Origin of the sequence: Lacticaseibacillus parakribbianus (assembly GCF_025490915.1) — a bacterium.
GTDB lineage: Bacteria > Bacillota > Bacilli > Lactobacillales > Lactobacillaceae > Lacticaseibacillus > Lacticaseibacillus parakribbianus.
Genome location: NZ_JANQBA010000002.1, coordinates 245,307 through 270,272 on the forward strand (window position 1 = coordinate 245,307; position 24,966 = coordinate 270,272).

Annotated in this window: 21 protein-coding genes; 9 read left to right on the forward strand and 12 right to left on the reverse strand. The window is 63.4% G+C overall.

Features of this window, described 5'->3' with window-relative positions; translation table 11 throughout:
- Positions 1-12: 12 nt before the first annotated feature.
- Both NUH19_RS03095 and NUH19_RS03100 read right to left on the reverse strand, forming a co-directional pair.
- Positions 13-1,437, reverse strand: a complete 1,425-nt coding sequence (locus tag NUH19_RS03095; protein WP_262315102.1) for a type 2 periplasmic-binding domain-containing protein — start codon at positions 1,435-1,437, stop codon at positions 13-15.
- Positions 1,438-1,937: 500 nt separating this feature from the next.
- The gene (locus tag NUH19_RS03100) at positions 1,938-4,139 is read right to left on the reverse strand and encodes an alpha-galactosidase (RefSeq protein ID WP_262315103.1); all 2,202 of its coding nucleotides are present in this window, start codon (positions 4,137-4,139) and stop codon (positions 1,938-1,940) included.
- 220 nt (positions 4,140-4,359) lie between these two features.
- On the opposite strand from NUH19_RS03100, the gene NUH19_RS03105 reads away from it, so the two are divergent.
- Positions 4,360-5,253 (forward strand): AraC family transcriptional regulator, encoded by an 894-nt coding sequence (locus NUH19_RS03105; protein WP_262315104.1) that lies wholly within the window; start codon positions 4,360-4,362, stop codon positions 5,251-5,253.
- Positions 5,243-5,920: a DUF624 domain-containing protein gene (locus NUH19_RS03110; protein WP_262315105.1), complete on the forward strand. Its 678-nt coding sequence runs from the start codon at positions 5,243-5,245 to the stop codon at positions 5,918-5,920. The genes NUH19_RS03105 and NUH19_RS03110 overlap by 11 nt, the downstream gene beginning before the upstream one ends.
- Before the next feature lie 416 nt (positions 5,921-6,336).
- Here NUH19_RS03110 and NUH19_RS03115 read toward each other — a convergent pair whose 3' ends face one another.
- Entirely contained in the window at positions 6,337-8,904 is a 2,568-nt protein-coding gene (locus NUH19_RS03115; RefSeq protein ID WP_262315106.1) for a glycoside hydrolase family 97 N-terminal domain-containing protein, read from the reverse strand.
- A gap of 9 nt (positions 8,905-8,913) precedes the next feature.
- Positions 8,914-12,195 (reverse strand): DUF5107 domain-containing protein, encoded by a 3,282-nt coding sequence (locus tag NUH19_RS03120; protein WP_262315107.1) that lies wholly within the window; start codon positions 12,193-12,195, stop codon positions 8,914-8,916.
- Positions 12,196-12,321: 126 nt separating this feature from the next.
- Here NUH19_RS03120 and NUH19_RS03125 point away from each other — a divergent pair, with 126 nt between their 5' ends.
- Together NUH19_RS03125 and NUH19_RS03130 are read left to right on the forward strand one after the other, a co-directional pair.
- Positions 12,322-13,203, forward strand: coding sequence for an AraC family transcriptional regulator (locus NUH19_RS03125; RefSeq protein ID WP_262315108.1), 882 nt, complete (start codon positions 12,322-12,324; stop codon positions 13,201-13,203).
- 333 nt (positions 13,204-13,536) lie between these two features.
- Complete coding sequence (locus NUH19_RS03130; protein WP_262315109.1) at positions 13,537-14,292, forward strand: MerR family transcriptional regulator; 756 nt, start codon at positions 13,537-13,539, stop codon at positions 14,290-14,292.
- A 663-nt stretch (positions 14,293-14,955) separates the two neighbouring features.
- Here the strand turns inward: NUH19_RS03130 and NUH19_RS03135 are convergent.
- The 4 genes from NUH19_RS03135 to NUH19_RS03150 all read right to left on the reverse strand — a co-directional run bounded on the left by NUH19_RS03135 (position 14,956) and on the right by NUH19_RS03150 (position 19,396).
- The gene (locus tag NUH19_RS03135) at positions 14,956-15,981 is read right to left on the reverse strand and encodes a serine hydrolase (RefSeq protein WP_262315110.1); all 1,026 of its coding nucleotides are present in this window, start codon (positions 15,979-15,981) and stop codon (positions 14,956-14,958) included.
- A gap of 140 nt (positions 15,982-16,121) precedes the next feature.
- A complete protein-coding gene (locus NUH19_RS03140) occupies positions 16,122-17,687 on the reverse strand; it encodes a hypothetical protein (RefSeq protein WP_262315111.1) in 1,566 nt (521 codons plus the stop codon).
- A gap of 93 nt (positions 17,688-17,780) precedes the next feature.
- Complete coding sequence (locus tag NUH19_RS03145) at positions 17,781-18,824, reverse strand: DUF916 domain-containing protein (RefSeq protein ID WP_262315112.1); 1,044 nt, start codon at positions 18,822-18,824, stop codon at positions 17,781-17,783.
- A gap of 2 nt (positions 18,825-18,826) precedes the next feature.
- Complete coding sequence (locus tag NUH19_RS03150) at positions 18,827-19,396, reverse strand: hypothetical protein (protein WP_262315113.1); 570 nt, start codon at positions 19,394-19,396, stop codon at positions 18,827-18,829.
- 597 nt (positions 19,397-19,993) lie between these two features.
- On the opposite strand from NUH19_RS03150, the gene NUH19_RS03155 reads away from it, so the two are divergent.
- Positions 19,994-20,683, forward strand: a complete 690-nt coding sequence (locus NUH19_RS03155) for a TerC family protein (RefSeq protein ID WP_262315114.1) — start codon at positions 19,994-19,996, stop codon at positions 20,681-20,683.
- Positions 20,684-20,795: 112 nt separating this feature from the next.
- On the opposite strand, the gene NUH19_RS03160 is transcribed toward NUH19_RS03155, so the two are convergent.
- Together NUH19_RS03160 and NUH19_RS03165 are read right to left on the reverse strand one after the other, a co-directional pair.
- Positions 20,796-21,308, reverse strand: a complete 513-nt coding sequence (locus tag NUH19_RS03160; RefSeq protein WP_420844663.1) for a GNAT family N-acetyltransferase — start codon at positions 21,306-21,308, stop codon at positions 20,796-20,798.
- Between the two features lie 195 nt (positions 21,309-21,503).
- Positions 21,504-21,959 carry a hypothetical protein gene (locus NUH19_RS03165; RefSeq protein WP_262315116.1) on the reverse strand — a complete coding sequence of 152 codons (456 nt, stop codon included), beginning with the start codon at positions 21,957-21,959 and terminating at the stop codon, positions 21,504-21,506.
- A gap of 136 nt (positions 21,960-22,095) precedes the next feature.
- Between NUH19_RS03165 and NUH19_RS03170 the strand changes: the two genes are divergently transcribed.
- The 4 genes from NUH19_RS03170 (at position 22,096) to NUH19_RS03185 (ending at position 23,801) form a co-directional block, all read left to right on the forward strand.
- On the forward strand, positions 22,096-22,536 hold the full coding sequence (locus NUH19_RS03170; protein ID WP_262315117.1) for an NUDIX hydrolase: 441 nt from the start codon (positions 22,096-22,098) through the stop codon (positions 22,534-22,536).
- Positions 22,537-22,643: 107 nt separating this feature from the next.
- Positions 22,644-23,075 (forward strand): MerR family transcriptional regulator, encoded by a 432-nt coding sequence (locus tag NUH19_RS03175; protein WP_262315118.1) that lies wholly within the window; start codon positions 22,644-22,646, stop codon positions 23,073-23,075.
- Positions 23,068-23,475: a cupin domain-containing protein gene (locus tag NUH19_RS03180; RefSeq protein WP_262315119.1), complete on the forward strand. Its 408-nt coding sequence runs from the start codon at positions 23,068-23,070 to the stop codon at positions 23,473-23,475. Before NUH19_RS03175 ends, NUH19_RS03180 begins: the two co-directional genes overlap by 8 nt.
- Complete coding sequence (locus tag NUH19_RS03185) at positions 23,475-23,801, forward strand: carboxymuconolactone decarboxylase family protein (protein WP_262315120.1); 327 nt, start codon at positions 23,475-23,477, stop codon at positions 23,799-23,801. Before NUH19_RS03180 ends, NUH19_RS03185 begins: the two co-directional genes overlap by 1 nt.
- A 97-nt stretch (positions 23,802-23,898) precedes the next feature.
- On the opposite strand, the gene NUH19_RS03190 is transcribed toward NUH19_RS03185, so the two are convergent.
- Complete coding sequence (locus NUH19_RS03190; RefSeq protein ID WP_262315121.1) at positions 23,899-24,195, reverse strand: helix-turn-helix domain-containing protein; 297 nt, start codon at positions 24,193-24,195, stop codon at positions 23,899-23,901.
- A 1-nt stretch (position 24,196) separates the two neighbouring features.
- The gene (locus NUH19_RS13160) at positions 24,197-24,463 is read right to left on the reverse strand and encodes a type II toxin-antitoxin system RelE/ParE family toxin (protein WP_420844664.1); all 267 of its coding nucleotides are present in this window, start codon (positions 24,461-24,463) and stop codon (positions 24,197-24,199) included.
- Positions 24,464-24,966 lie beyond the last annotated feature (503 nt).

The window sequence follows — 24,966 nt, forward strand, 5'->3', positions numbered from 1 at the left end:
GAACCGATCAACTCATTCGCCCCAAAGTTTGTTTTGAGCCTTGTACTTCTGGTTGACCACCTTCAAGACGTCCTTCAGCCCGGCCGCGTTGATGTCTTTGAGCATCTGCTTGTAGGCCTTCTTAGTGCCGGCCGCGGTCTTGGCGTTGACCATCTTTGGAATGGCTTGCGTCTGAATGTCTTGGATCTTCTGAGCTTTCAACCCTTCCGGTGTGCTGCCTTCCGGAAGCAGTGAATCGTAAGGCGCCGTGTCGTAGGCGGTGTCCGTCAGGTTCTGCTTGGCGAACTTCGCGCTCATGCTCTGGTCACCGATGTAAGCGGTCAGGCTTTGAGCACTCTTTGGTGTCGGCGGTGTCGAGGTGACACACCAGGTCCAACGCGTGATCCCGGTTTCCTTCTTGGCCTTGTCTTGATCAGCCTTGAAGGCCTTTTCGACCTTGGCGGTTGGCACGTACTCACCGTTCTTGATGGTGTAGTCCTTGCCCTTGAAGCCCCAGAACATCAGGTTTTGACCCTTGCGGCTGGCCAGGAAGTTCAACAGCTTCGCGGCGGCCTTCTTGTCCTTGCACTTGTCGGTGATGCCGATGGCGTCCCAGCCCAGGGAGCCGGCGGCCCCGTAAGTGGTCTCCTTCGGGCCGACGCCGTCACCCATGACCTTGTAGGCCACATAGTGGGCATCCTTGCCGTGCGTGGCTTCCAGGCTCTTGGACGCCGTGTCGGTGTTCCAGTAGGCCCACATGGTCCCGAGCACGTTGTTGGCGGAGAGCTTTTGCGAGGACAGGGTGTCGTTGTTGGTGACCCATTCCTTGTCGAGCAGGCCCTTGCGCTGCAGTTCGTTGACGAACAACATTTCCTTGAGGTACTGCGGATCGTAGGCGTTCCAGTTGAGCTTGCCGCCCTTTTCCGTCTGGTAGTACTTCTTGACGCCGAACATCCCGTCGACGACCCAGAAGGCGCCGGTGCCGTTCAACAGCAAAGGCACACTATCTTTGCCGTCGATCTTGGGGTGCTTTTCCTTGAACTTGGTCAAAATGTCGATCATTTCGGACTGCGTGAACGGCTTGGAGGAGGCGGCTCGCTTGGCGCCGACCAGCTCCTTCATGTAGTCGTAGCGCATTTCGAACCCACCGACCGCGCTACCCGTGCCGCCGTACCAGTTGGCCAGGTAGTAGTTCTTCCCGTCGGACCAGCGCGTCTTGTTCAGGGTGTTGCCGTACATCTTCTTGACGTTCGGCATGTACTTGTCGATCAAGTCGTTGAGCGGCACGAAGGCCTTGGATGAAATGTACTTATTCAGGTTATTCGACGAGCGGCTAACCATAACAATATCGGGATAATCGTGACTTGAAAGCAGCAGCGAGAGCTTGCCGTCCGGGTCGCCGGATGGGTTTTGGATGTCGACCTTGACCCCGGTTTGCTTTTCGATTTCTTTGGCCACTGGATCATCAAACTTGGCAGACCCCGAGTTCCCATCGAACCACGTAAGCGTGACGGGTTTGTTCGTGTCCGATTTGGAACCAGAGTCTTTGGCACCGCATGCAGAAAGCATGACAGCGCCGCCAAGTACTAAACCACTTAGCAAGAGTGTGTGACTTACAAAGTGCTTGTTCATTTGTCCAACCTCCTTAGTTGATACCCAAAGTATAGGGGGTATTCGCGGCTAAATACATGGGCAGATGCTCGATGCAGCCGACCTAATGCGCTATTTCAGCCCATTACTGATAAAGTCTAGCATCTCGCTATATTTTGGATAAAGCGTTTACATCTCGCCCACAATTTAGCATTATCCGGGTTAATTAACTTTTGCAAGCGCTTAGACCACTTTTGCCCCATCTAAAAAGGGCGGCTCACCGTAAGGGTGAACCGCCCGAATTTCGAGGCGTTCGGTGCCGGATCAAGCCGACCCGCACAAGCTGGATGGCCGCATTTCGCGGCGGCTTACTCAGCCGTCAGCTCGTACAGTCGCGACTGGAAATCGCCTGAGGTGCCGTCGAAGGCCTGCTGGTCGTTTTCGGTGGCGATGCGCAGCCCGGCGTTCATCAGCTCGGCGCCGGCGTGGGACCCGACCCCGTTGACCCGGTAGTTCAAGGCGGGGTCAAGCCCCTGCAGGTGCAGGTAGGTCGCGACCGGCTGGTTGGGCTGGTTCAGGGTGCGGTAGTCGGCCAGCAAGGCGGTCTTTTGGTCCTTGGCCACCACCAGCCAGGCGGTTTCGTCGCCGTCAAACGGGCTGAGCAGCCGGTAGAAGGTGCCGTACTGGATCAACTCGCGATGCGCCTTCATGAAGGCGACCTGGCGGCTGACCTCCGCCAGCTCGGCGGCACTGAGCTTGTTGAGGTCCAGCTCGTAGCCGAAGGTGCCAAAGTACGCGACGTTGGCTCGGGTGGTCAGCGGCGTGATCCGCCCCACCTGGTGGTTCGGCACGGCCGAGACGTGCGAGCCGATGGCAGACAGCGGGTAGGCCAAAGACGTGCCGTACTGAATTTTTTGCCGGGCCACCGCGTCGGTGTCGTCGGACGCCCAGGCCTGTGGCGCGTAGTACAGCATGCCGGCGTCGAACCGGGCACCACCGCTGGCGCAGGACTCGAACAAGACATCCGGGAAGGCCCGAATCAGCCGCTCGTACAAGGCGTAGACGCCGAGGATGAAGCGGTGGTAGACGCTGCCCTGAGACTCCGGGGCGCCGCCTTGGGAGAAGACCTCCGTCAGGCTGCGGTTCATGTCCCACTTCACGTAGCTGACCTTGGCGGTGCCCAGAATCGCGCTCATCTGCTGGTACAAGGCGTCGACCACCTCAGGCTTGGAGAAGTCCAAGACGTACTGGTGCCGCCCGACCGAGGCCACGCGGTCCGGGGTCCTAAGCACCCACTCGGGATGGGCCCGAAACAGGTTGGAGTCCGGGTTGACCATCTCGGGCTCGAACCACAGGCCGAACTTCAGGCCCAGCTCGGTGATTTTGTCGGCCAAGCCGGTGATGCCGCCGGGCAGCTTGGCCAGGTTGGCCTGCCAGTCACCCAAGGCGCGTTGGTCGTCGTGGCGTTCGCCGAACCACCCGTCGTCCAAAACGAAGAGCTCGACGCCGACCTTTTTGGCCGTCCGGGCGATGCCCAGGAGCTTGGCCTCGTCGAAGTCAAAGTACGTGGCCTCCCAGTTGTTCAGGAGAATCGGCCGCGGGGCGTCGCGGTACGGGCCGCGAGCCAGCCGATGCGCGAACAGGTCGTGGAAGGCCTGGCTCATCGCGTTGAGCCCGTGGGTCGCGTAAACCATCACCACCTCGGGCGTCTGCAAGGCACCGTCGACATCCAGCCGCCAGGCAAAATGATCGGGGTGAATGCCCATCACCACCCGCGTCTTGTTCATCGTGTCGGCGTCGACCAGCCCCTGGAAGTTGCCGCTGTAAACCAGCGCCAGGCCGATCGCATCCCCGGCGAACTCGGTGGTGTGCGGCCGGCGCAGCACCATGAACGGGTTGAACTGGGCGCTTGAGTGACCGCGCAGGCTCTGAATGGCGGCGATGCCCGGCACCACCGGCCGCGTGGTGATCGCGCGTTCCCGGGCCCAGGCACCGGTCAGGGTCATCAGCTCGTAGTCTTGATCCGGGAGATCCAGCGCCAAGCTGGCGGCCCGGGTGACGGTCAAAGGCGTCGTGGTCGCCTCGAACCGGGCGTTACGGGTGATTACCGGCCGGTGCTCGTAGATCGTGTAGGACAAGACCAGGGTCGCGTCGATCACCGCGTCGTGCAGCGTGATGGCAAGCGTCGTGGCCTCGCTGTCGTCTTCCACGTAGGTCGCCGGCAGCCCGGCCAGGCGCGGCTTGCCCGGGGTGATGGCGTGGCTTTGGTAGGTGAAATTGGTGACGTGGCTGCCGCTTGGCTGGGCGACCTCAAAGGCCGGGGTCCGCATGTCGCCGGTGCCGAACGTCGGGTACTCCTGCCGCACTTGGTCCATCTGGTTGGCGTCGGGTTCTTTTGGATCGAAGGTCAGCGGGGCGTCGATCAGGTCGGACAGGTGCTCCCGGTCGGGGATGCGCGGGCCAAAATACACCTGGCCGAGCTGGCCGTTGGGCAGCACCGCCAGCACGTAGCTGAGCTGCGCGTTGGTCAGGTGGAACGTCGAATCCGTCTTGTGGTATACAACCGTCATATGCGTTTTCCTCTTCTCTCTCCAGTCTACCCCCTCATTCTAGGGACCGGGCGACCCCAATGATATGGACTGACCGGCTTTGAATGCGGCGAAATGCGCTTTTTCCTAGCATTATTGACATGTTCTCGCATTCTGCTATACTCGAGGCGAAAAGCGCTTACAGCGTGGTCGGCCGAGAGGGGGGCCGGCCGCCATTGTCGTGGGCGCCAGGAGGAGGACCATGGAAACCGATAAATTGCTGACGCTTGCACAAGAGGAAATGCTCGACCTTCGGCTGTACCAGGCCGGCTTTGCGGCCTGCGAGCCGCTGCACTACTACGGGCCGGTCAAGCGCAACCACTTCTTGTTTCACCTGATCATCGACGGCAAGGGGACGCTGCAGTCGACCCGCTCGACCGGCGAAACCGTCGACTACCACCTGAACAAGGGCAGCGGCTTTTTGATTGTGCCCGAGCAGGTCAACACCTACTACGCCGACCGGGAGCTGCCCTGGTCTTACGTGTGGATGGAATTCGACGGGCTGCAGGCGTATCATTTGCTGAAGCTGGCCGGGCTCAGCCAGGACAGCCCGATTTTTCGCACGCCCAACGACCACCTGTTCCGGCACCTGCAAACCGAGATGATGTACCTGGCCAACAACGCCGACCAGTCGCCCCTGAACCTCTTGGCTCACACCTACCTGGCCGTCGATTACCTGACCAAGCGGCACAACGACGACGCGCTGAACGCCTACGCCAGAAGCGATCAGCGCCAGCTGGATTACGTGCTTCGCGCCATCGAGTTCATCGAGTACCACTACGCCGAGCCGATTTCCGTGGAGGACATCGCGGAGTTTTGCAACCTCAGCCGCAGCTACCTCGGGGCGGTGTTCAAGAAAATGTATTCCAAGAGCATCCAGGAGTTTTTGATCAACTACCGGCTGGCCAAGGCGACGGAGATGCTGCGCTTTTCCAGCGATTCGATCAAGCTGATTGCCGAAAAGGCGGGTTACGCCAACCAGCTGAACTTCTCACGGGCCTTCCAGAAGCGCTTCACCATGGCGCCGAGCGAGTGGCGCCGCCTCAACCGTCCCTGCCTCGATCCCATGGAAGGAATCAACATTCATGAAGCCTAAAAACATCGTCCTCAAGGCCATCGACAAGATCTACCTGGCCCTGCAGCTGTCCTGCCTGATTCTGGTCGCCAACTTGCCGCTGCTCATCGCCTTCATCCTCTTTCAAGCCGAGCTGTTCAAGAGCTTTTTGGCCTACCTGGTCTTGCTGCCCTTCATCCCCAGCCTGATTGCCGCCTTGGCCTTGATGGGCAAGCAGCTGCGCGGCGAGTCGCCGCGCATGATCCGCGACTACCTGCACTACTACCGCCAGGGGGTGCTGCAAAATTACGGCTTCTCGCTGGTTCAAACCGTGCTGTTTCTGCTGTTGACCACGTTTTTTGCCTTCAGCGTTCAAAACGGTAACCCAATTCTGATCGTCTTTCCGGTGTTGCTCCTGCTGCTCCACGCCTACATCACGATTTTCGGCAGCGCCTTGATCGGTCGCTTCACCGTCACCCTGCCCCACCTGTACCTGTTCATTTTGGGCAAGCTCTACCACCAGTTCGGGCTGTTGTTCAAGCTGGACTCGCTGGCCGTCTTCGCCCTGCTGGCGCTGTACTACCAGCCGCTGTTCGCGCTGTTTCTGGCGGCCGGGTTCTTCACCTTCTTCGCCGCCAAGGTGTGCTTCCCGGCCCTGCAGACCTTCGAGGCCCAGGTAGCCGCCCACGCGGCGGCGGCCGGCAAGTGAGCGGCTAGGCGCGGCTGACAATCCGGGCCCCGGCCCGGACGCACCAGCGCTACGGCGCCAGGCCGGGGCGGCGGTCCGGCGGAGCCTCCGCCGTCGCTCGTGACCTTCGAGGCTAAATACAGACTGATCGGATTGTCAGATTCGGCTTCCAAACCCAAAAACCCCACGGCGCAGCCGCGGGGTTTTCGTGTCTCCAGGCCCGTGTTGTCCAGTCGCGTCGGTGTTGCACCACCTGGCGTAACACCGACGCGACCACCAACGCAACCGCCAACGCAACCGCCAACGCGACCGCCAACGCAACCGCCAACGCGACCGCCAACGCGACCGCCAACGCGACCGCCAACGCGAATAAGCCAGCCCTCACCGCGGCGCCGGCGCGATGATGACTGGCTTATTTGGGCTGTGCTGACGCCTGGTCAGGCCGGCTGCAGGGTCAGGTTGACTAGGTTGGGCAGCTGCCCGGCGGTGGTCAGTTCGATGCGGTTGGCGCCGGCGACCAGGTCGACCAGCACCTCGCGGGTCAACAGCTCGCCGACCTGGGTCGCCCCCCAGACGCCGACGCCGCCAAGCCCCGCCTGGACCTGCTGGCCGCCGTTGACCGTGACGGTGGCGGTGCCACCGGCGGCGGCGTAGTAGTTCACCGCCAGGATGTAGCGGCCGGTGTCGGCGACGAACACCGGATCGAAGGTCGCGCTACTTTTTGCATCCAAGCCGACCAGCACGGCCGGCGTCGCCTCGGTCAGATGCGCGTGGCCGCTCAGGGCCGCGCTGGCGACGTCAAGCGTCAGCGGTGCGGGTTCGACCGCATGGCCGATCTGCACCGCTGACAGCAGCGGTGCCGGTCCGGCCTGCCGGGTCAGCGTCAGGTTGAACGGACCGCCGACCAGCGGGAAGCTGACGTCATGCACGGCGAACACGGTGCCGCCGTGGCTGGCCGGGGGCAGCGTCACGGTTTGGCGCGTGTGGCCGTCACCCAGCGTCAGCGTGATCGGCTCAAGCGCCGCGTAGGTCAGGCGCAGCCGGTGCGAGCCGGCCGCGAAGTTTTCCGGGCAGGCGATCGTCGCGGTGTGGTTGAGCTGCAGCACCGCGCGGCCGTCCTCATCGGAAACCGCGGACCGGACGCTGCCCAAAAGCGGGGTCATCGAACTGGCCGGGTAGGTCACCTGCCCCGCCGCCATGAAGCGGCCGGTCGGCTTGACCGCATAAGGGGTGACGTGCCGGGCGATGTAGAGCCCGGCCCCGCCGTGCTCCAGGAGTCGCAGCAGCAGCTTGCTGTCGCGGGTCACCTTCTGGGTGGTGACGTGAATCTGATCGCCGAAGCGGTCGTCTTGGTACAGCTCGACCTCAAACTCGCCCTCGGGCAAAAAGCTCAGGTCAAGCGTCAGGTCGCGCCGCTCGTTGACGATCACGCCGATCACATAAGCGTCTTTGGTCCAGCGCAGCATCGCCACGTGGCTGCCGGGTTCGCCGGCCAACAGCCGCATGCCGTCGTACTTGGCGGCCAGCCGCTGCAAAAAGCGGGTGCCGGTCCAAGGCAGCAGGTTGTAGATGCTGGCGGCGTAGTCTTGGCAGCCGGACTCGAACACCGCGGCCAAGGCCGCCTGATGCGCCATGGTGGTGTTGCGGTTGGCGTTGATGAAGCCGGTCGGCGTGTAGTCCATCGGCCCCACCGCGTTGCGAATGAACGGCACGGTGCAGTTATGCTCGGCGGTCGGGCCACTGCTCCACTTGTAGTACTCCATGCCTTCGATGCCCTCGGCGGCGATGAAGTGCGGCCAGGTGCGGCCTTCGCCCATCGGCTTGGTCGAGCCGTGGAAGTTGACCATCAGCTTTTCTCTGGCCGCGATTTCCGCCATCATTTTGTACTGCTTGGCGGTATGAGCCGAGTCGTTTTCGAAAAAGTCGATCTTGACGCCGTCGACGCCCCAGCGCTTCCACAGCGGGAGGTGGGCCTCGGCGGATTCAACCGTGTCGATCGCCTGCATCGCCGTCCAGACCCAGGCCTGGACGTGATGGGCATGGGCGTAGGCGCAAAACGCCTGAATCCAGCTGGCATCCCAGCCGGCGTCGAGCAGCACGGCCTCAAAGCCGTTGGCCGCCGCAAAGTCGACGTAGGCCTTGGCCTCGGTGAACTTCTGGGCCCCCAAGTCGTTGCTCCACCAGGCCCAAAGCGTCCGGGCCGGGTGAATCCAGCTGGTGTCTTCGATGATCGAGGCCGGGTTCAGGTCGTAGTTAAAATGCGCCCGGACCACGTCGTCGAGCGTCGGCGCCACCAGCAGGTAACGCCAAGGCGTCTCAAGCGGCAGCGTGGTCGCCACCGGCCGGCCCTTTTCCTCAAGCGCAAACTCGAGGTCAAGCCCCGCCCCGGCGGTGCCCACCACGTGGCTGATGCAGTAATTCTGCTCGAGGTTCAACACCCCGGCCTCGTTGACCATCAGCCAAGGGGTCTCGGCGCCATGGACTAAGGCCGGCAGGTTGTAGCGCTGTCCCTGCCGCGCCTGGCCCCAGTGGCCGTGGTTGTACGGGCCTTCGTAAGACGCGACGATGTCTTGCAGCCAGACATCGGTCAGCCCCGCTGCGAAGTTGAAGGCCGTGGCCTCCCTCACCACCGCCGTCGCCCCGGTCGCACCAGGCACCCGGTAGCGCCAGGCAAATCCGTTGTTGGCCAGGCGAAACTCGAGCTCAAAGGCCTGCGTCCCCTGGGCGAAGCGCAGCACGTAGGCCCAACCTGCGCTGTGGTACTCGGCCAGCTTGCCGGCCGGCAGCGCGTAACGCTCGTCGACGCGCGACCGGGTCGGGCCGGCCGCAAAGGTCAGGTCGCGGGTCAGATCGGCGCCGGTCAAAACCAGGCCAAGCGGCGATTCGGTCATCAAGGGCGTCTGATCCAGCGCCAAGGCGTAGGTCAGCTGCCCCTGGGCATCCAAGTTGATGGTGGCCACCAGGTGGCCGTCCGGAGACGGCAGCGGCCAGTGCATAGGTTTCATTTTGTCCTCCTACAAAGTCTCAAACAGTGGGTCAGCCAATCGTTGCAGCAAGGTGATGGCGCCGAGGTGATCCGGCACCGCGGCCAGCACTGCGGTCGCCAGCTGCCGCGCCAGGTCGTGCTGGCCCAGGCCGTAGTGGCCCAGCGCCAGCAGGTAGCGGCAGTAAATTCGGTGGTTCTTGGTGATGTCGGCCTTGAACACCGTGGTCTGCGGCATCGACACGGCGAAGTAGTCGTAATGCGCGACGTCGTGCAGGTGCTTTTGGCCGTAAGTGGTCAGCGCGTAGAAGCAGCGCTTGGCCGCCTTGGTCTCGCCCAGGCGCAGGTAGGCCAGCCCCATGTAGAGGATCAGGTCGGCCGGCTGGTCGTTGTAGTACAAGACGTCGCCGGGCTCCTGGTCGCCGATCGTCGCCTTTTCAAAATGTTCCCGGGCCGCCTCGGGGTCGTTGAGCTTGTCGTAGGCCACCCCGAGCAGGTACTCGCTGAGGTTGTCGTGGTAGTTGGCCAGCTTCCCCTCGCCGAGGTTGGCCGGCCGCTCCAGCGAGCGGTTGAGCAGGACGATCGCCTTTTGGGGAGCCGTCGCCAGCGCGGCCTTCGCTAGTTCGGTCAGGGCCGTCACGTACTGCGTGGAGACCTTGCCCTCCCCGCCTTCCCACGGGTGGAACTGGCGGTGCATGATTTCGGCCAGCGCGTCTTGGTAGCGGCCACTCGCGTTGAGCAGCGTGATGTACTCGACCAGCAAGTCGTCGCGCTGGTGGACCAAGTCGAGCTTGCCCTCAAGCCCCGCCAGCCGCGTCGCCACCGGCTGCCCGGCCAGCTGCTGCAGCGAGTTGAGCTCTAGCAGCAGCCGCGCGTCGGTCGGATCAAGCGCCTGAGCCTTGGCCTGAAGCGCCAAGGCGCCTTTCAGGTCGTCTTGGACGTTGTAGCGAGCGAAGGCCAGGTTGCGCAGCAGGGTCGGAAAATCGGGCAGCTGTTCCTGCGCCTTTTCCCAGGCCGCGATGGCCGCTTCGTGGCGCCGCTTATCGTACAACAGGTTGCCCAGGTAGTAGGACGCATGCGGTGTGTCGTCCGGAAAGGCCGCAATCAAGGTGGTCAGCACCCGGTACTCGCGCAGCTTGTTGGGGAAGCAGTAGGTCGGATCCGCCGCCTCGGCCGCGGCCAGCTCGGCTGCGGCCTGCCGTGGGTCGCCCTGGGCCAACGCCAGCGCCGCCAGGTAGTAGTGCGGCATCGGACCGGCCGGCGCCGCCTGCAAAATCGCCGCGGCCGCCGTCAGCTCGCCCATCTGCCAGTAGTCATCGGCCAGCTCCAGGTAGTTGTTCAACGACTGGCGCATCGCCTGCTGCCAGGTCGCCTGGGCCGCGACGTCACCGCGGCCGGCCTCGTAAAGGCTGCCGAGATCCAGCGGGTCGATCGCGAGGTTGGCCGCAATCGCCGCGTCAACCGGCTGGCCCAACCGCCGCATCAACACCACCTGCAGCACCCGTGCCTTGAGGTGGTGGGTGTTGCGGGTCAAGGCCTGCGTGACGAAGGCCAGCGCCTGGCGGTCGTTCCCCTGCCGGGCGGCGGCCAGGGCCAGCTGGAAGAAGGCCGGGCCCTTGGTGTCGTCGTTCCAGGTCGCCTTGTAGAAGCTGTCGAAGGCCGCGGCGTCTTCGCCCAGCGCCAGCTGTGCAAGCCCCAGGTTGAAACGCGGGGCCCCGGTGTCGGGGTTGGGCGTGTGCAGTTCCTGTCTGGCCACGGCCCTGGCGAAGTGGGCCTTGGCCGCCTTGAACTCGGCGCGGCGGTACAGGTACAGGCCGTAGCCGTTGTTCAGCCGAATGTCCGAGGCATCGCGGCGCAGCCCCTCTTGGTAGTAGGCCGCCGCGTCCAGCGTCGCGTGGCGGTACTGCTCGATGTGCTGGGCGGCCAAGAAAAGCTCCTCGGTGGTTTTGATTGCGGTCGGCTCGCCGATAGCGGCCGCCGGATCCGGCAGGTCGGCGATGGCGGCCGGGGCCCCTTGGTAGGCGACGATCACGCCGTGGTCGTCGCTCAAAGTCAGCTTCACCCGCTCGTCGATCGCGGCGATCGGCGTGTCGAGCAGCTTCTCGTAGGCGGCGTTGGGGGTCAAGGCGACGTGGTCGGTGAACAGCACCTCATCGTCCAGGGCCAAGGTTAGCTGGGCCGAGAGCTTGCTTGAGGCGTAGACGGCCACGCGGGTCTTGCCGTCGGTCAGCTCGACGTTGATCGCCGCGTCCTTGGTCGCGTTTTTGATGTGGCCGACGCCCTTGTACGGCATGAAGTACTGGGTGAAGGTCTTCTCCTCGTACGGGGCCAGCCACGAGAAGTCCGGCTGGTTGTCGGTGAACACGCCGGTCATCAGCTCGATGTACGGGCCATCGTGGTCGGTCAGGTTGCGGTCCCAGGCCTGGCCGAAGTCGCCGGAGCCCCAGGTCCACTGCTTTTTGCCCGGCGAGACGTGGTGGTCGGCGACGTGCAACAGCCCCGCCGCGACTTTCTCGTCGTAGTTGCCCATGAAGTTGTAATCCGAGTGGTAGGCCATGTACGAGGTCGGCACCTTGACGTTCTTGTAGCGCGAGATGTCCACGCCATCGGAGTAGTCGTACTTGTAGTAGGTTCCCGTCGCGATGGGGAAGCTCGACACCGCGCGTTTGCCGTGGTCCATCACCGCGTTGACGTCGGGCGGGAAAACGGAGTAGGTATGGTCATTGACCGGCACCGCCGGGTTGGCCCACCACAGGAAGGTCTGCGGCAGGTCCGTGCGGTTGTACAGCTGCCCGTCAATTTGGATGTAGGCCTTGTCCGGGTAAAGCGTGAACCGCGCCTCCCCCTTGGTGCCGTACATCTGATCGATTTCCGAGACGATCACGGTTTGGCTGCCGTCGGCGTTTGGAACCAGCTCGTGCTCCACCGGCATGAAGGTCGACGGCCGGTGGTGCTGCGGCCAGTTGAACTCGATGCCCCCAGAGATCCAGGGCCCGACCAGCCCGACCAAGGCCGGCTTGATCACGTGGTTGAAGTAGATGAAATCGTAGCCGTTGGTCTTGTCCAGGGCCCGTTGGATGCGGCCGCCGAGCTCCGGCAGAATCATCACCTTCAGGTAGTCGTTTTCGAGGTAGACGGCGCGGTAGGTCTTGTCCGTCGGCTTGTCCGCGATTTTTTCGGTCACCGGCAGCGGGTAGACCTTGCCGCTGGATCCCTGGTAGACGCGCTTTTCCAAAAACAGCGGGTTCTTATCCGGCTTGGCCACCTCATAGGTCGGCAGCACAACGTTCTCTTCCCAAGCTTTCACTTGCATGTGATCCACACTCCTTTTGTTAATCGCCCCTATCGTAGCCGCTCCCGGCGGCAAAATGAATGCACTTTCAGCCGAAAGCATTGACTATCCGCCACTCCCGCGGTATAAAGGGCCCGAGGTGATCGTATGACGATTCAAAAAAAGGCCGGCTTTGCCGGCGAGCGCTACTTGCTGTTGCCGATGCGCGATTCGGCGGCGCTTTTGGCCCACGCGCTGGTCAACCAAAACTACATCACGGAGATCGGCTACTACCCCGCCGCGCGGTTTCACTACCGCGAGCGGCCGCACGGGGCGGCCCAGACCATCTTCTTGTTTTGCGTCGCCGGCCGCGGCACCGTCGAATTCGGCGGCGCGACCTACCCGATGACCGCCGGCACCATCTGCTTCATTCCGGCCAACACGCCGCACCGCTACTTCGCCGACCCGGCGGCGCCTTGGACCATCATGTGGTTTCATTTTGCCTCCCAGACCTTCGCGCAGATTCAGGCGACCGATCAGACCAAGTTGCTGCACCTCGGCGCGGCCAAGCAGGCGCGAATCGAGCAGCACTTCTCGGAGCTCTTGACCCTGCTCGAGCAGGAGGTCTCGATCGCCAATCTGATCTGCGCCTCCAACTACCTGACTTTGATCATCACCGAAAGCTACTTCATGCAAAATACGCCGGTCCAGGACCTGAAGGCCAAGCTGGTGTCCGATTGCATCGCCTACATGAACAGCCACCTGGAAACCGACCTCACCGCGGCCGCCCTGGCCAAACACGCCGGCGTCTCGATCAGCTACCTGAACCAGCTGTTTCGCCAGTACGCCGGCCGCTCGCCGATCGAGCTGTTCATCGAGTCGCGCATGAACCGCGCCTGCAGCTACCTGCGCCTGACCGACATGCGCGTCGGGGCGGTCGCGACGACCCTGGGCTACCACGACCCCTTCTACTTCTCCAAGCTGTTCAAAAAAACCATCGGCCTGTCGCCCAAGGCCTACCGCGAGCAGGCGACCGCGCCGACGCCGTAGCGGTCAGGCGGCGAGCGGTCGGGCGGCGAGCGGTCGGGCGGCGAGCGGTCGGGCGGCTTGGCCACGGGCCAGCCGGCGACCGCGAAATAACCGCTGCCCGAGGTCGCGGCGGCGGCGCCACCCGCCGGTCCGAGGCCGCCCAATTTCTGATCGCGGCGGTTCGCACCAACGCGTGAGCCGCAGCCCAAATCAAATCCCGGTGCCGCCGATCGTCGGCGACCGGCCGGCGCGAAACCGCCGGCCATTTTTTTTGGCAATCGCCCTTGACCCTGACGTCGCGTCAGCCCTTATGCTACTGAGTGGGGCCAACCCGGCCCCGAACGGAGGAATGAGATGCCCACTTACACCACCAGCCAGTTTGCCGCCTTGACCGGCCTGACGCCTCGCACCCTGCGCTACTACCACCGGCTCGGGCTGCTGCACCCGCACGTCGCGGCCAACGGCTACCGCCTGTTTTCAAGCCAAGACGCCGACCGGGCGCAGCTGATTCGCTTCTACGCGGCGCTTGGCCTGAGCCTGACCAGCATCGCCGCGCTGCTGGCAGTCGACGCCGCGACGCGCGTTTCGGCACTGAGGGCCCAACGCGCCAGGCTGGTCGCCCAGCAGCAGGCGCTGGGTCACCTCATCGCCGAGCTGGACAGCACACTCACCAATCAGGAGGGACAACCGATGACAGATACCGACAAATTCGCCGCCTTCAAGCAGGCGGCCCTCGCCCACAACGACGCCGAGTTCGGCCAGGAGGTCTTGGCCAAATGGGGCCCGGCGGAAAAAGCGGCCGCCGACCGCCACTTCGCAGGCCTCGATGAGGCCACCTACAACCGCGCCCAGGCAATCGAGCGGCAGCTGGCCCAGGCACTGCGCCAGGCAACGGCTGCTGGCGCCGCCCCCGCCGGCCCCCAAGGCCAACAGGTCTACACCCTGCACCGGCAGTGGCTTGAGATCATGTGGCGCAAGTACGACCCGGTCATGCACCGCAACCTGATGGCGCTGTACGAAGGCGACAGCCGCTTTGGCGCCTACTACGACGCGCTGGCCGGCGCCGGCGCCGCCCAATTTCTGATCGCGGCGGTTCGCGCCAACGCGTGAGCTACGCCAAAATCAAATCCCGGTGCCGCCGACCCGAACGGGTTGGCGGCACCGGGATTTTGGCGTTGCGGCATTCAAAAATCCGGCGCAGCGCTGCGCCGGACGCGCCGGAGCCACCGCGGGTCTCGACCCGTGGCGGCCTCGGTCTTCTTGTTGATCGGTGCGTTCTTGTGCTGATTGACCCGCGGCGGCCGCGTTGCGGCACGGTGCCTTGGGACAAGAAGCCGCCTGTCAGTCGGCGCCGCAGCTACCTCGCGATGCGAGTAGGCGCCAGGCTTTGCGGCAGGCGGATGGTGGTCCACACCCTGGTGGTCGGTCCCAATCGGAGGGGACCGTTGCACGAAAACGTCGGCGTTGTTGCCTGGTACGGCATGGCATGGGTGGGGGTACTGGGAATGCTTATGTCCCGGACCTTCCCCCTAAGCAGTAGAGTTGCAAGCGCCGCGGCCGCGGCGTTTTCCCTGCCCGTTGACAATCATCTGATTCTAATGTAAGCCCCGTCACCGCCGGCGTCAACTTTTTAGCTCACGTGATTGGGTGCCGGCTTGCGCGATCGACGGCCGCCGATTCAGCCCCCGGCGACCGCCGGCCTGCGCCGGCTCACGGTTGCGACCGGTCGGCAACTGACGGCTCCGGTTCCGTGAGGCGGCACCCCGCCAGTGTTCAGTCCCCGTACACGATTTGCTGAACGCGCGTCGCGACGGTTTGGACCAGCGACCAGTCCATGTAGTCCTGGTTGGTGGTCAACACGGCCAGCAGGTAGCGCTGGCCGTTGGGCAGCGTGACGATCGCCGCGTCGTTGTCGGTCGATTCCAGCCAGCCGACCTTGTCTTGCACCACGGCCTTGGGCGTCAGGCTCGCCACGGCGGCGGGAATGCCGTCGCGGTAGACCTGCGTCGCCATGTCACCGGTCAGTTTGCTGGCCAGGCTGGCGTTGGCAAAGGGCGCCTGGCGCAGCGCGATGCGCCGCAGCATGGTGACCAGGTCGTTGGCCGTCGTTTTGGCGATGCCGTTGCCAAACACCGGGCTGACGATGCCCAGGCTTGCGAAGTAGGCGTTCATCGCCGTGGCGCCGTAGCGGTAGAGCTGGGCCTCGCCGTACTCGTTGGCGGAGTTGACGATCATGTTGGTGAAGCCGGTTTCGTCCTCGCTCGTCCAAGTCCGGGCCCCGCTTTCGACTTGGTGGAACAGGTAAGCGGTGATGTACAGCTTATAGGTGCTGGCGGCGGTCCAGCTGGTGGTGCCGTTGACGCTGGCCGCCAGGGCCCCTTGCTGGTAAACCGCGGCGGTCCGAGCCTTGGCCGCGGCACTGTCAGCGGTTGGGCTCAGGTTGTAGAAGCTGACGGCGACGTTGCCGCTAGCCCCGACCTCCTTCAGGTAGGCCGCAAGCTTGGTGCGAATGCTTTGTTGGCGCTGGGTCACCTGGGCCGCCGTCAGCGCCGTGGTCGCAGCGGCCTTTTTGACCGTCGCGGTCTTGGCCGCGCTGGTGCTGGCCGCGCTGCTGCCTGTGGTCTCGGCGCTGGCGTCCGTTTCGGCCTTGGCCGCCGTCGCCGGCTCGTCCAGGCCGTCGTCTGGCGCCACCATGGTGTGGACGCCCCAGCCCAGCAGGCTGAGGACCAGCACGGTGCAGCCGGCCGCCATGGCGACGCGATCCCAGCGCAGGCGCCGGTGATGATGATGTTTGCTCATGTCGTCCCTCCGTATGGGCGAGTCCCCGCCCATCACTTTTGATTATGCCGATAATTTGTGAATTTATCTACATTAATTAAGGATTTTTTGAGGTCACGCCAAAAAGGGCCGCTGCGGTGGCAGCGGTCCTTGAACAAGGCTCAGTCGGCGGTGGCGGAGACCCCGCTGACGATGCTCCAGTTGACGGTGGCGGAATACGCCGTCGCGGTGACGGTCGTCTGGTCCGGCAGCTGCAGGCTCACGTTGCCGACGGATTGGCTCACGGTGACCGCCGCGGTGCCGGTATTTTCGATCAACGTCTGCGGCGTTCGGCCCAGTACCGTGGTCCCCCACAGGCCGCTCACCGCCGGCAGGGTCATCGCGCCGGCGAAGCTCGCCCCCGCCGCGTTTTGCCAAGGCGAGATGGCGACGGTCAGGCGGCTGTTGGCCGGCAGCGTTGCGGCCAGGCTGACCAGCCCGGTGCTGGTCACCGCGCTTGGCAGTTGGCCCAGCGTCAGGGTGCCGAAGTTCCAAGTGCTACTGACGGCCAGGGTTGCCGATGGTTGCTGCAGCTGCGCCAGCCAGTCTTGAAGCGCCTGGCGGGTCGCGGCGGAAAGATGGGCGTTGTTGTCCAGCAGGCTTTGAATCGAAGCGGCGGTCATCTGCGGCAAAAACACGCTGACCGCGTGGTCGTTCATCTCGGGAATGCCGCTGTACGGGTTGGCGGTGGCCGTCACGATCGCGTTGACGCTTTGGTCGGACAGGCTCAGGCTGCCGGTGTCCATGTTGACCAGGTTCAGGATGTAGATAATCGTGTTCCAGTTGCTGACATCCAGGTCGCTGTCGCTGAGGTCGGAGTCGCCGGCGTTGGTGATTACCGTCTGCAGCATCGAATTCAGGGTGCTTGAAATCCACATGACCGCGTTGCCGGCCAGGTTCAGCTTGGTCACGTACGTCACCGCGGCGAACTTGCGGTCCCACGCCAGCTGCAGGATGCGGTTGGTGTTCAGGTCGAGCGTGGTGATGCGCTGCGCTGCCGTGGCGTTGAGCAGCGTGTCGGCGACATGCGAGTAATTCAGCATTCCCAGGTTGTTGTGTCCCAACATGAGCGTGGTCAGGTGCGGCAGCCGCGGCGTGTCGAAGAGGCTCATCAGCTGCTGGGCCAGGCTCGAATCGCCAATGCGCTCGGTCACCCCGGTGAGGTCGACGGTGGTCGCGTTCGTCGCAGCGGCCGCCACCAGCATCAGCATGTTGAACGGTGGGTGGTACTGCTCGCTCGCCGATTTGCCATCGAAGCTCAGGGCGTTGTCGGCCAGCGCCTGGTCCGACTGCCCGGCGATCAGCACCTGGTTGTAGATGTTTTCGCTGACGTCGTAGCCGGTCGGCCCCTGGGCCAGGCCGGCCACCCAGTTGCTGACGGTGGCGCTGGAGGTGGAAACCACCGCACCGCTGGCCGTCGTGCTGCGTTCGGCCAGGCTGAAGGTCGTCAGCTGCGCGACGTCGGCCATGGTGAAGGTTGCCGGCTGCTGGCCACGCGCCTGTGGGGTCTGGCCGTCGGCGTAGGTGCTGTTGGCCAGCACCACCTGAATCACGGCGTCCGGAATGCCGTAGGTCTCAAGGGTGTTGCCGGCGTAATCCGCGGCAGTGGCGGCCTGCACCGGTCGGGCGCAGGCCCAAAGCCCGAACAGGATCGTCAACGCGATGATGATGCGGCTCAGTCTGTGCATGCCCGACCTCCTTTACCGGTGCGGCCTCGCGATTGCGTTGGGCGCCGCCTCACTTTTGGTTTTCGTGAAAGCGCGATTGCATCAACGCCGCGCTTACTGCTTGCGGCGCCTCAATAGTAGCACGACCAGCAGCGCAATCACCAGCAGCAGCACGGCGAACGCCGCGCTGGCGGCGTAGACGAACCACGGCCAGCCGCCGCGCTGGGCGGCCGCCGCCTTCGCCTGGGCCGCCTGGGCCGCCGCCGTCAGGGTGACGGTTTGGCGGTTGGTCAGCCGGTAACGGTAGCGCTGACCCTTGGGCCCGACGTATGCGCCCTTGGCGTCTTCGACGTAATACGCCGCGGTGGTCACCTGGTAGCGGCCGGCCTGGTCGCCTGGCAGTGCCAGCTGGAAGCCGAATTGCGAGTTCGGCGCCATTTGCATCCCGGTCGCCTGGCGCTTGGTGGTTTTGCCGGTGGTCAGGTTCTTAACGGTGGTGGTGACGGCCAGCTGGTTCAAAAACGTCGCGCTGGTGTTGGCCAGCGTCAGCGTCGCAGTTTTGGCCCCGGCCACCGTCGCGATGGTGGTGCGGCCGGCCGCCAGCTTCGGCGTGAAGGTGCGGTCGGTGTTTCGCGCGACCACCGCAATGCTGTAGCTGTAGCGGTTGACGATGGCCAACCCCGAGCCTTGCGCCTTGGCCGCCTTGGCCGGGCTGAAGGTCAAGGCCCCGGCGATTAGGCCATCCAACGCGGTCTTGGGCATGGTCAACGTGGCCTTGTAGGTCACCTGCCCCTTGGCCGGAATCGTCACGCTTTTGGCCCCGGTCACCAGGTCGGCCAGCGCCACCTTCAAGGTCGCCGCTGGCTTGCTGGTGCCGGCGTAATCCACCTGGCCGTTGGCGCCGGTGGCGGCGGTGTGGAACCGCACCGCCACCTTCACCGGCTTGGCCGTCGTGTTCTTCAGCACCACGTTAAGCGGCGTCGCCTTGCCCGGCGCCACCACGACGTCGAAGTACGAGCCGGCCCCCTTGCGCTGCGCCGTGCCGGTTTGCGCCTGAACCGAAAAAGGCAGGCTAGCCGCCTGCACGATTGGGCCTCGCAGTCCCAGCCCGAGCATGAGCCCGAGCAGCAGTGCGAGGAAGAAGTTTTGTCTTTTCATAATTAGTCTTGGGTGGTGCTTGCCGCCGCGGTCAGGTTCCAGTTCAGCGCGTTGGTGTAGCTGCCGGCCTTGATGGCGGTCTCCTTCGGGATGTCGAGGGTCACGGTCGTGTCCTTAACCGGGGTCTCACCGGTCGTACCGGAGGCAATCAGGAAGCCATCGGCGAGGTTGGCGCTGGTGGCGTCTTGGGCGTCGCCTTGAGTCGCGGTCAGCGTCGCGTTGGCGTTGAGAATGGCGGCGCCGGCCGCGGAGCCGTCCGAACCGGCCACCCAACCGGCGGCCTTCACGCTCAGCATCCAGTTGTCGTTGTCCAGGCCCTGGAAGTCGGTGACGGTGGCGGTCAGCGTGTTATCGGCGGCTTCGTTGAAGCCCTTGGTCCAAACGCCTTCAACGGTGAGATCGGAGCCGAAGTTGGCCGTCTCCGTCACGTTGGTCAGGCTCAGGTCGCCGGCCTTGAAGTTGATCGTACCGGTGGTGGTCCCAGTGGTTTCGGCAGCGGCAACGGGGTTAACGGTGGCCAGCGCAACGCCGGCGAGTGCAGTGAGCAGAACAGGTGCGATCAATTTCTTCATGGTAATTTCTCCTTGCTTACATTTTGTATGTTTATTTCGTCTGGTGAATATCGGCCATGTGGCAGGTTTCTGAAAACTTGCCGGCACTATCTAGTATACCGGATGAACAATTAGTTGCAAGCAATAATTTCATTTTCATTACAAAAAACTGTTGCAGCGGCCTTCGCCGGTCCCTTACGCCGGGCCTTTCGTCCGCTGTGGTCGGTTTCGCGAGCTCACGCGGTCCGACGCGGTGCCGCCGTTGCGACGGCGTTGTTGCATAAACTATGCATATACTGTTTTATTAGTTTCGCCGGTGACCGCGACGCTCTCCGGGCCCAGGACGCGGCCGCGACACCGCGTCGACGGGCGGAGGCCGATGGTTGCCAGGCCATTTTCAGGAAGGACACGGGCGGTCAAAGTTGGTCGCCAGACCATGTTTGCGTTTCCAGAATGCGGGTTGCCGACCAAAAAAGGCGACCTTTCGCGAAAAGCCCCCCGCTGGTCGCCAAGTCTTTGTATAATGACCTATAGAACCAGAAGGGAGAACCTCGAATCGATACGCTGATCAAACTTTACGCCCCATTCTTCTCCGGTGCGGAGTGGCATGCCGCCATCATGACCGGCAGCGGCCTGATGACCATCCTCACGCTGGCCATCATGGAGTGCCTGCTGTCGGTGGACAACGCCGTGGTACTGGCCGCCCAGACGGCCACCTTGAAGGAGCCGCACAAGGAGCACATGGCCTTGATGTACGGCCTGTGGGGCTCTTACGTTTTCCGCTTCATCGCCATCGGCCTCGGGAGCTTTTTGATCAAGTTCTGGGCGGCCAAGGCGATTGGCGCCGCCTACCTCTTGTACATGTCGCTGCACTTCTTCTACGAACAGCACCGCCCCAACCAGCCGAGCGAGGCCGAAAAGCTGACCAAGCCGCGGTCCTTCGCCGGCACGGTGGCCGCGATCATCCTGCTGGACATCGTGTTCTCCATCGACTCGATTCTCACCGCCCTGGCGATCGACAACAACCCCGTGATCGTCCTGATCGGCGGCTGCATCGGCATTCTCGCCATGCGGTTCGTCGCCTCGATGATGATCGTGCTGCTCGACAAGGTGCCGGAGCTTTTGATCATGGCCTACATCCTGATCGGCTTCATCGCCTTGAAGCTGGGGCTGAGCCTGCCGATGATCAACATCGAAATCTCCAACACCTTCTTCAGCATCTTCGTCCTGGTCGCCTTCGCCGCCACCTTCGCCTTGCACTGGTGGCACGTGCGACACCCCAAGGGCCAGCAGCAAGAAGCCAAATAAGCAACGCCGCATCCCCCGCCAGCTGACGGGGGATTTTGCTTGTCCGGGTGAAAAAAATGGGGTCCCACCGTATCTTGCAGGTGGGACCCCATTTTTGGCGGGTGGCGCTAGCTCACGGCCGGTCGACCGCAAAGCCGTAGTGCGGCATGGCCAAGCCGTAGTAGTGCTTGACGTCCCGGCCTCGCACCAGCATGCCGTTGCGAATCGCGACGTTCATCGACGCGAAGTTGGTGTCGCGGATGATCGACCAGACCCTCGGCACCGCAAGCGTCGAGAAGGCGTAGGCCTTGGCGCCGATCGCCGCCTCGCAGGCGTATCCTTGGTGCCAATAGTCGCGCTGCAGCAAGTAGCCGATTTCGATCACCGGCCGACCCAAAAATTGCTGCTTCGTCAGGCCGCACTGGCCGACGAAGCGGCCGTCGGTTTTGCGCTCAAGGGCCCACAGCCCGAAGCCGTCCTCGCGGTAGCGGCGCAGCTGATTGTCCAGCCACGCCTGAACCTCGGCTTCGCTGAAGCCATGGGCGTAGGCATACATCGTCGCCGGGTCGCACAAGGTCAGGCTCAGGCTGGTCCAATCGGCCTGCGTCAGCGGCCGTGCGATCAGCCGCTTGGTTTCGTAAATCATAGCAGCTCCTTTCATCGCGGCATCAAAACGGCCCCACGCAAACGCTCACGTGGGGCCGCCGGCGCAACTCGGCGGGTTGCCGCCGGTTCCGTTCAAGCCAGCGCCGGGTTACCGCCGGTTCCGTTCAAGCTAGCGGCGGCTGTTCCGCCGGTTCTCTTGACGCCATTGCCAGGTTGTCGCAAGGCCTGCCGCGGGTCAGGCCTCTGGGTTCTCTTGGTCGAAGGCGAGCTTCTTCTCGCGGTTGTAGCCGATGAAGGCGAACACCGTGCCGATGATGCGAACCACCCAGGAGGCGAAGCCGAAAATCATCGACGCCATCAGGCCGCCGACCATCTGGACGGCCTGCTTGTCGGACAAGGCGTCGAGCTCTTCCTTCAGGTTGTTGAGGTTGGTGACCACGTTGTGAACCGACGAAATCGCGATGACCAAAAACACGATCTGCAGCCCGGTCGCCACGAGAAACAGGATCAGCGCGGTGCGGCGCTTCTTGTCCCCCCGCGGAATTTTGACCATCATGTAAATCGCCAGGCCGGCCAGGACCAGCGCCAGCGCGGTGTTGGCGACGCCGCCAAAGCCGGTGCAGGTGATGACCCCCAGGATTGCCAAGATCAGGTACAGCGTCTGGTAGGTCTGCTTTGATTCTTCTTCCATTGTAATTCCCCCTCACGCCACCTGCGACGCGCAGGTGAGTACTCCTGTTCATTATCGCCCAAAAAGGCCAAAAGTGCCAGCGCGACCGCGGCACAAGCGCGTATACTAGCCTTATTCCACTTTCGGAGGCACTGCCATGACCGACCGTTTTTACCCCACCGAGCTCACCTGCTTTTGCCTAGTTCAAAGCCAAGGCCAGCTCCTGGTTCAGCACAAAACCGACTCCGAGTTCGCCCCCAGCCTGACCTTCCCCGGCGGCCACTGCGAGCCCGGCGAATCGCTGACCGCAAGCGCCACCCGCGAGCTGCAAGAGGAGTGCGGCCTGACCGTCGCCGACTGGCGGCTGGCCGGCGTCGTCAACTTCAGGCGCGAAGACGGCAACAAGGAGCTGATCTTCGCCTTCGCGGCCACGCTGCCCGAGCCAACGCCCACCCGTGTCACGCCTGGGACCAAGAACGAAGGCGCGACCGCGTGGCTGCCGCTGGCCCAAGTCGCCCAGGCGCCGCTGAACGCCGTGGTGCGAGGCGTCTGGGACGCTTACCGCAAGGGCGAGCCGCGCGAGCTGTACTTCGACTAGCCGTGACCGCAAGTTTGGGCAGTCGCGCGACGACCCCAAACTTTTTTTTATTTGACGCTTGCCTTCGAGTCCACTCTAAGGTGTAGCTTAGTCCAAGAGGTGATCACATGACTTATCGCATCGGCGAGTTTGCCGCCCGGCTCGGCCTGTCCAGCTACACCCTGCGCTACTACGAGAAAGAGGGGCTGGTGGCGCCGCACCGAGACGCCAACGACCAGCGCTACTACACGGATGAAGACGGCGCCTGGCTGCTATTCTTGTTGCACCTGAAGGGTACCGGCATGACCATGGCGCAGCTGCGCGAGTACGTGCGGTTGCGGGCCCAGGGCGACGCGACGATGACCGCGCGGCTGGCGCTTTTGCAAGACGTGCGGGAAGAGGCCCAGGCCCAGATTCGCGCGTTGCAGCACAACCTGGCCGTGCTGGACGATAAGGTCGCGTGGTACCAAGGCAAGCTCGCCGGCACGATTGACGCCGCCGAGACCTTCGCCGCTTACCTGCAACGCATCAACCACGAGGAGGACTCAGACCATGACTGATCAAGTTTCCAAGCTTTACCCGCGCGGCGCCGCCAATGTCGACTACGCGCAGTTTTTCACCGGCAACAGCTACCTGAAGACGCTGATTGCCGACCCCGCCATCAGCGTCGGCGTCGGCGAGGTGACGTTCGAGCCGGGATGCCGCAACCACTGGCACATCCACCACGACGGCTTCCAGCTGCTGATTGTGACCGGCGGCACCGGCTGGTACCAGGAGGCCGGGCAAAAGGCGCGGCTGCTGCACGTGGGTGACGTGGTGGTGACCCACGATGGCGTCAAGCACTGGCACGGCGCGACCAAGGACTCCTGGTTCGCCCACCTCGCGATCACCGCCGGCACCCCGGAGTGGCTCGAGGCCGTCTCGGACGCCGACTACAACGCACTGGAGGACAATGACTAATGGCCAAACAAACCGCTGGTCGCGACGCGCTGGGCGACTTCGCCCCGCAGTTCGCGGCCCTGAACGATGACGTGTTGTTCGGCCAGGTCTGGGCCAAAGAGGACGAGCTTTCGCCGCGCGACCGCAGCCTGATCACGGTGTCGGCGCTGATGGCCCAGGGCCTGTTCCCGCAGCTGGAGGCCCACATGAAGCTGGCCAAAACCCACGGCGTCACCCAGACCGAAATGGTTGCCTTGATCACGCAGCTGGCCTTTTACACCGGCTGGCCCAAGGCGTGGTCGGCCTTTGGCATCGCCAAGACCGTTTACGAAGGCACCACCGCCTAACCGCACCACCAAAACAGGGACCGGCCCGGACCCGGCAGCGTGATTGCACGTTGTCGGACCCGGACTGGCCCCTGTTTGAATGGCGTCAGGTGCGGCCTCAACGTCCAGCTCTTGCACCGGTCTTAGCTTGCTGCGGCGACGCGACCAGCGAGAGCTTGACGGTCAGCCCCAGCCCGGCGGCGTAACGTCCGAGCGTGGCCAGTGTCGGTAGTGAATCCAGCCGCTCGATTTTGGCCAGCTGCGGCTGCGTCATGCCGATGCGCTGGGCAAGGTCACGCTGCGACAGCCCCTGCCGCTGGCGCTCGGTTTGCAGCTGCGCCAGCGTCTCAATGATGCTTTGCTCCGTTGGCGTCACAGTGCTCAACTGATTTTTGACCATCTGCCAAGTTTTCATCTCAGTTCCCCTTTCGCCTCATCCAGTCCGTCATCAAGATCACGGCCCGTTGAACCTGGCGCGGATCCGTCTTATCCCGGCGCTTCGTAAAGTGGTTCAAAATCACATAAGTACTGGGCCGCCAAGGCGAATAAAACACGCGTTCAGGTAGCGGTCGCAGCTCGTGAAGCGGGTAGCGAAAGCCCCTTAGCGCCTTGGCGTGAGGCATTCCGAGTGCCGGGCCTTGCATCTGAAGGAGGCTCATCTGATAGCTAATCTTACGTAGCATCACGCGAGCGGTCTTCGCCCGGCTTCGGTCCAACTGGTTCAAGAAATCCTCAAACTCGCAAAACCCGTTGCGATCTTCGTAAAGCACCACCTCATACACCGCCGCCAACCCCTTTCGCGATGTGGCTCATATGATAGCATTATTGCTATCAGCCTGTCAATCAATCCCCCGCGCGACCGCCGCTTATAAATTACGCCAATGGTCTTAATCGGCCACACCACCGCTTAACGACCGCACACAAATAGGCGTCAGTTGCGGCCGCCTTAACGACACGGGCAAACTTGCCCCTTGGTCGCTGCGACTGGTCCTTGGTTGAACGCGGCCTGGCCGCTGCTAAGTCGCGTCGCCAGGCCGCACCTAGGGCCTGGACCTGGCCGAAACCGACCGGCAGGCGATCATCGCCGCGACCAAGCGAGACATCACCCGGTACCTGACGGCAGTCGCACAGAACTGACAACAGCACCTGGCGCCTTCAAGGCTTAACCTTGAAAGACGCCAGGTGC

Bases quoted from the DNA above. Each gene is read 5' to 3' on its own strand.
- NUH19_RS03100 (WP_262315103.1), bottom strand. From the start codon at position 4,139: ATGACGGTTGTATACCACAAGACGGATTCGACGTTCCACCTGACCAAC.
- NUH19_RS03105 (WP_262315104.1), top strand. From the start codon at position 4,360: ATGGAAACCGATAAATTGCTGACGCTTGCACAAGAGGAAATGCTCGAC.
- NUH19_RS03110 (WP_262315105.1), top strand. From the start codon at position 5,243: ATGAAGCCTAAAAACATCGTCCTCAAGGCCATCGACAAGATCTACCTG.
- NUH19_RS03115 (WP_262315106.1), bottom strand. From the start codon at position 8,904: ATGAAACCTATGCACTGGCCGCTGCCGTCTCCGGACGGCCACCTGGTG.
- NUH19_RS03120 (WP_262315107.1), bottom strand. From the start codon at position 12,195: ATGCAAGTGAAAGCTTGGGAAGAGAACGTTGTGCTGCCGACCTATGAG.
- NUH19_RS03125 (WP_262315108.1), top strand. From the start codon at position 12,322: ATGACGATTCAAAAAAAGGCCGGCTTTGCCGGCGAGCGCTACTTGCTG.
- NUH19_RS03130 (WP_262315109.1), top strand. From the start codon at position 13,537: ATGCCCACTTACACCACCAGCCAGTTTGCCGCCTTGACCGGCCTGACG.
- NUH19_RS03135 (WP_262315110.1), bottom strand. From the start codon at position 15,981: ATGAGCAAACATCATCATCACCGGCGCCTGCGCTGGGATCGCGTCGCC.
- NUH19_RS03140 (WP_262315111.1), bottom strand. From the start codon at position 17,687: ATGCACAGACTGAGCCGCATCATCATCGCGTTGACGATCCTGTTCGGG.
- NUH19_RS03145 (WP_262315112.1), bottom strand. From the start codon at position 18,824: ATGAAAAGACAAAACTTCTTCCTCGCACTGCTGCTCGGGCTCATGCTC.
- NUH19_RS03150 (WP_262315113.1), bottom strand. From the start codon at position 19,396: ATGAAGAAATTGATCGCACCTGTTCTGCTCACTGCACTCGCCGGCGTT.
- NUH19_RS03155 (WP_262315114.1), top strand. From the start codon at position 19,994: ATGACCGGCAGCGGCCTGATGACCATCCTCACGCTGGCCATCATGGAG.
- NUH19_RS03160 (WP_420844663.1), bottom strand. From the start codon at position 21,308: ATGATTTACGAAACCAAGCGGCTGATCGCACGGCCGCTGACGCAGGCC.
- NUH19_RS03165 (WP_262315116.1), bottom strand. From the start codon at position 21,959: ATGGAAGAAGAATCAAAGCAGACCTACCAGACGCTGTACCTGATCTTG.
- NUH19_RS03170 (WP_262315117.1), top strand. From the start codon at position 22,096: ATGACCGACCGTTTTTACCCCACCGAGCTCACCTGCTTTTGCCTAGTT.
- NUH19_RS03175 (WP_262315118.1), top strand. From the start codon at position 22,644: ATGACTTATCGCATCGGCGAGTTTGCCGCCCGGCTCGGCCTGTCCAGC.
- NUH19_RS03180 (WP_262315119.1), top strand. From the start codon at position 23,068: ATGACTGATCAAGTTTCCAAGCTTTACCCGCGCGGCGCCGCCAATGTC.
- NUH19_RS03185 (WP_262315120.1), top strand. From the start codon at position 23,475: ATGGCCAAACAAACCGCTGGTCGCGACGCGCTGGGCGACTTCGCCCCG.
- NUH19_RS03190 (WP_262315121.1), bottom strand. From the start codon at position 24,195: ATGAAAACTTGGCAGATGGTCAAAAATCAGTTGAGCACTGTGACGCCA.
- NUH19_RS13160 (WP_420844664.1), bottom strand. From the start codon at position 24,463: ATGCTACGTAAGATTAGCTATCAGATGAGCCTCCTTCAGATGCAAGGC.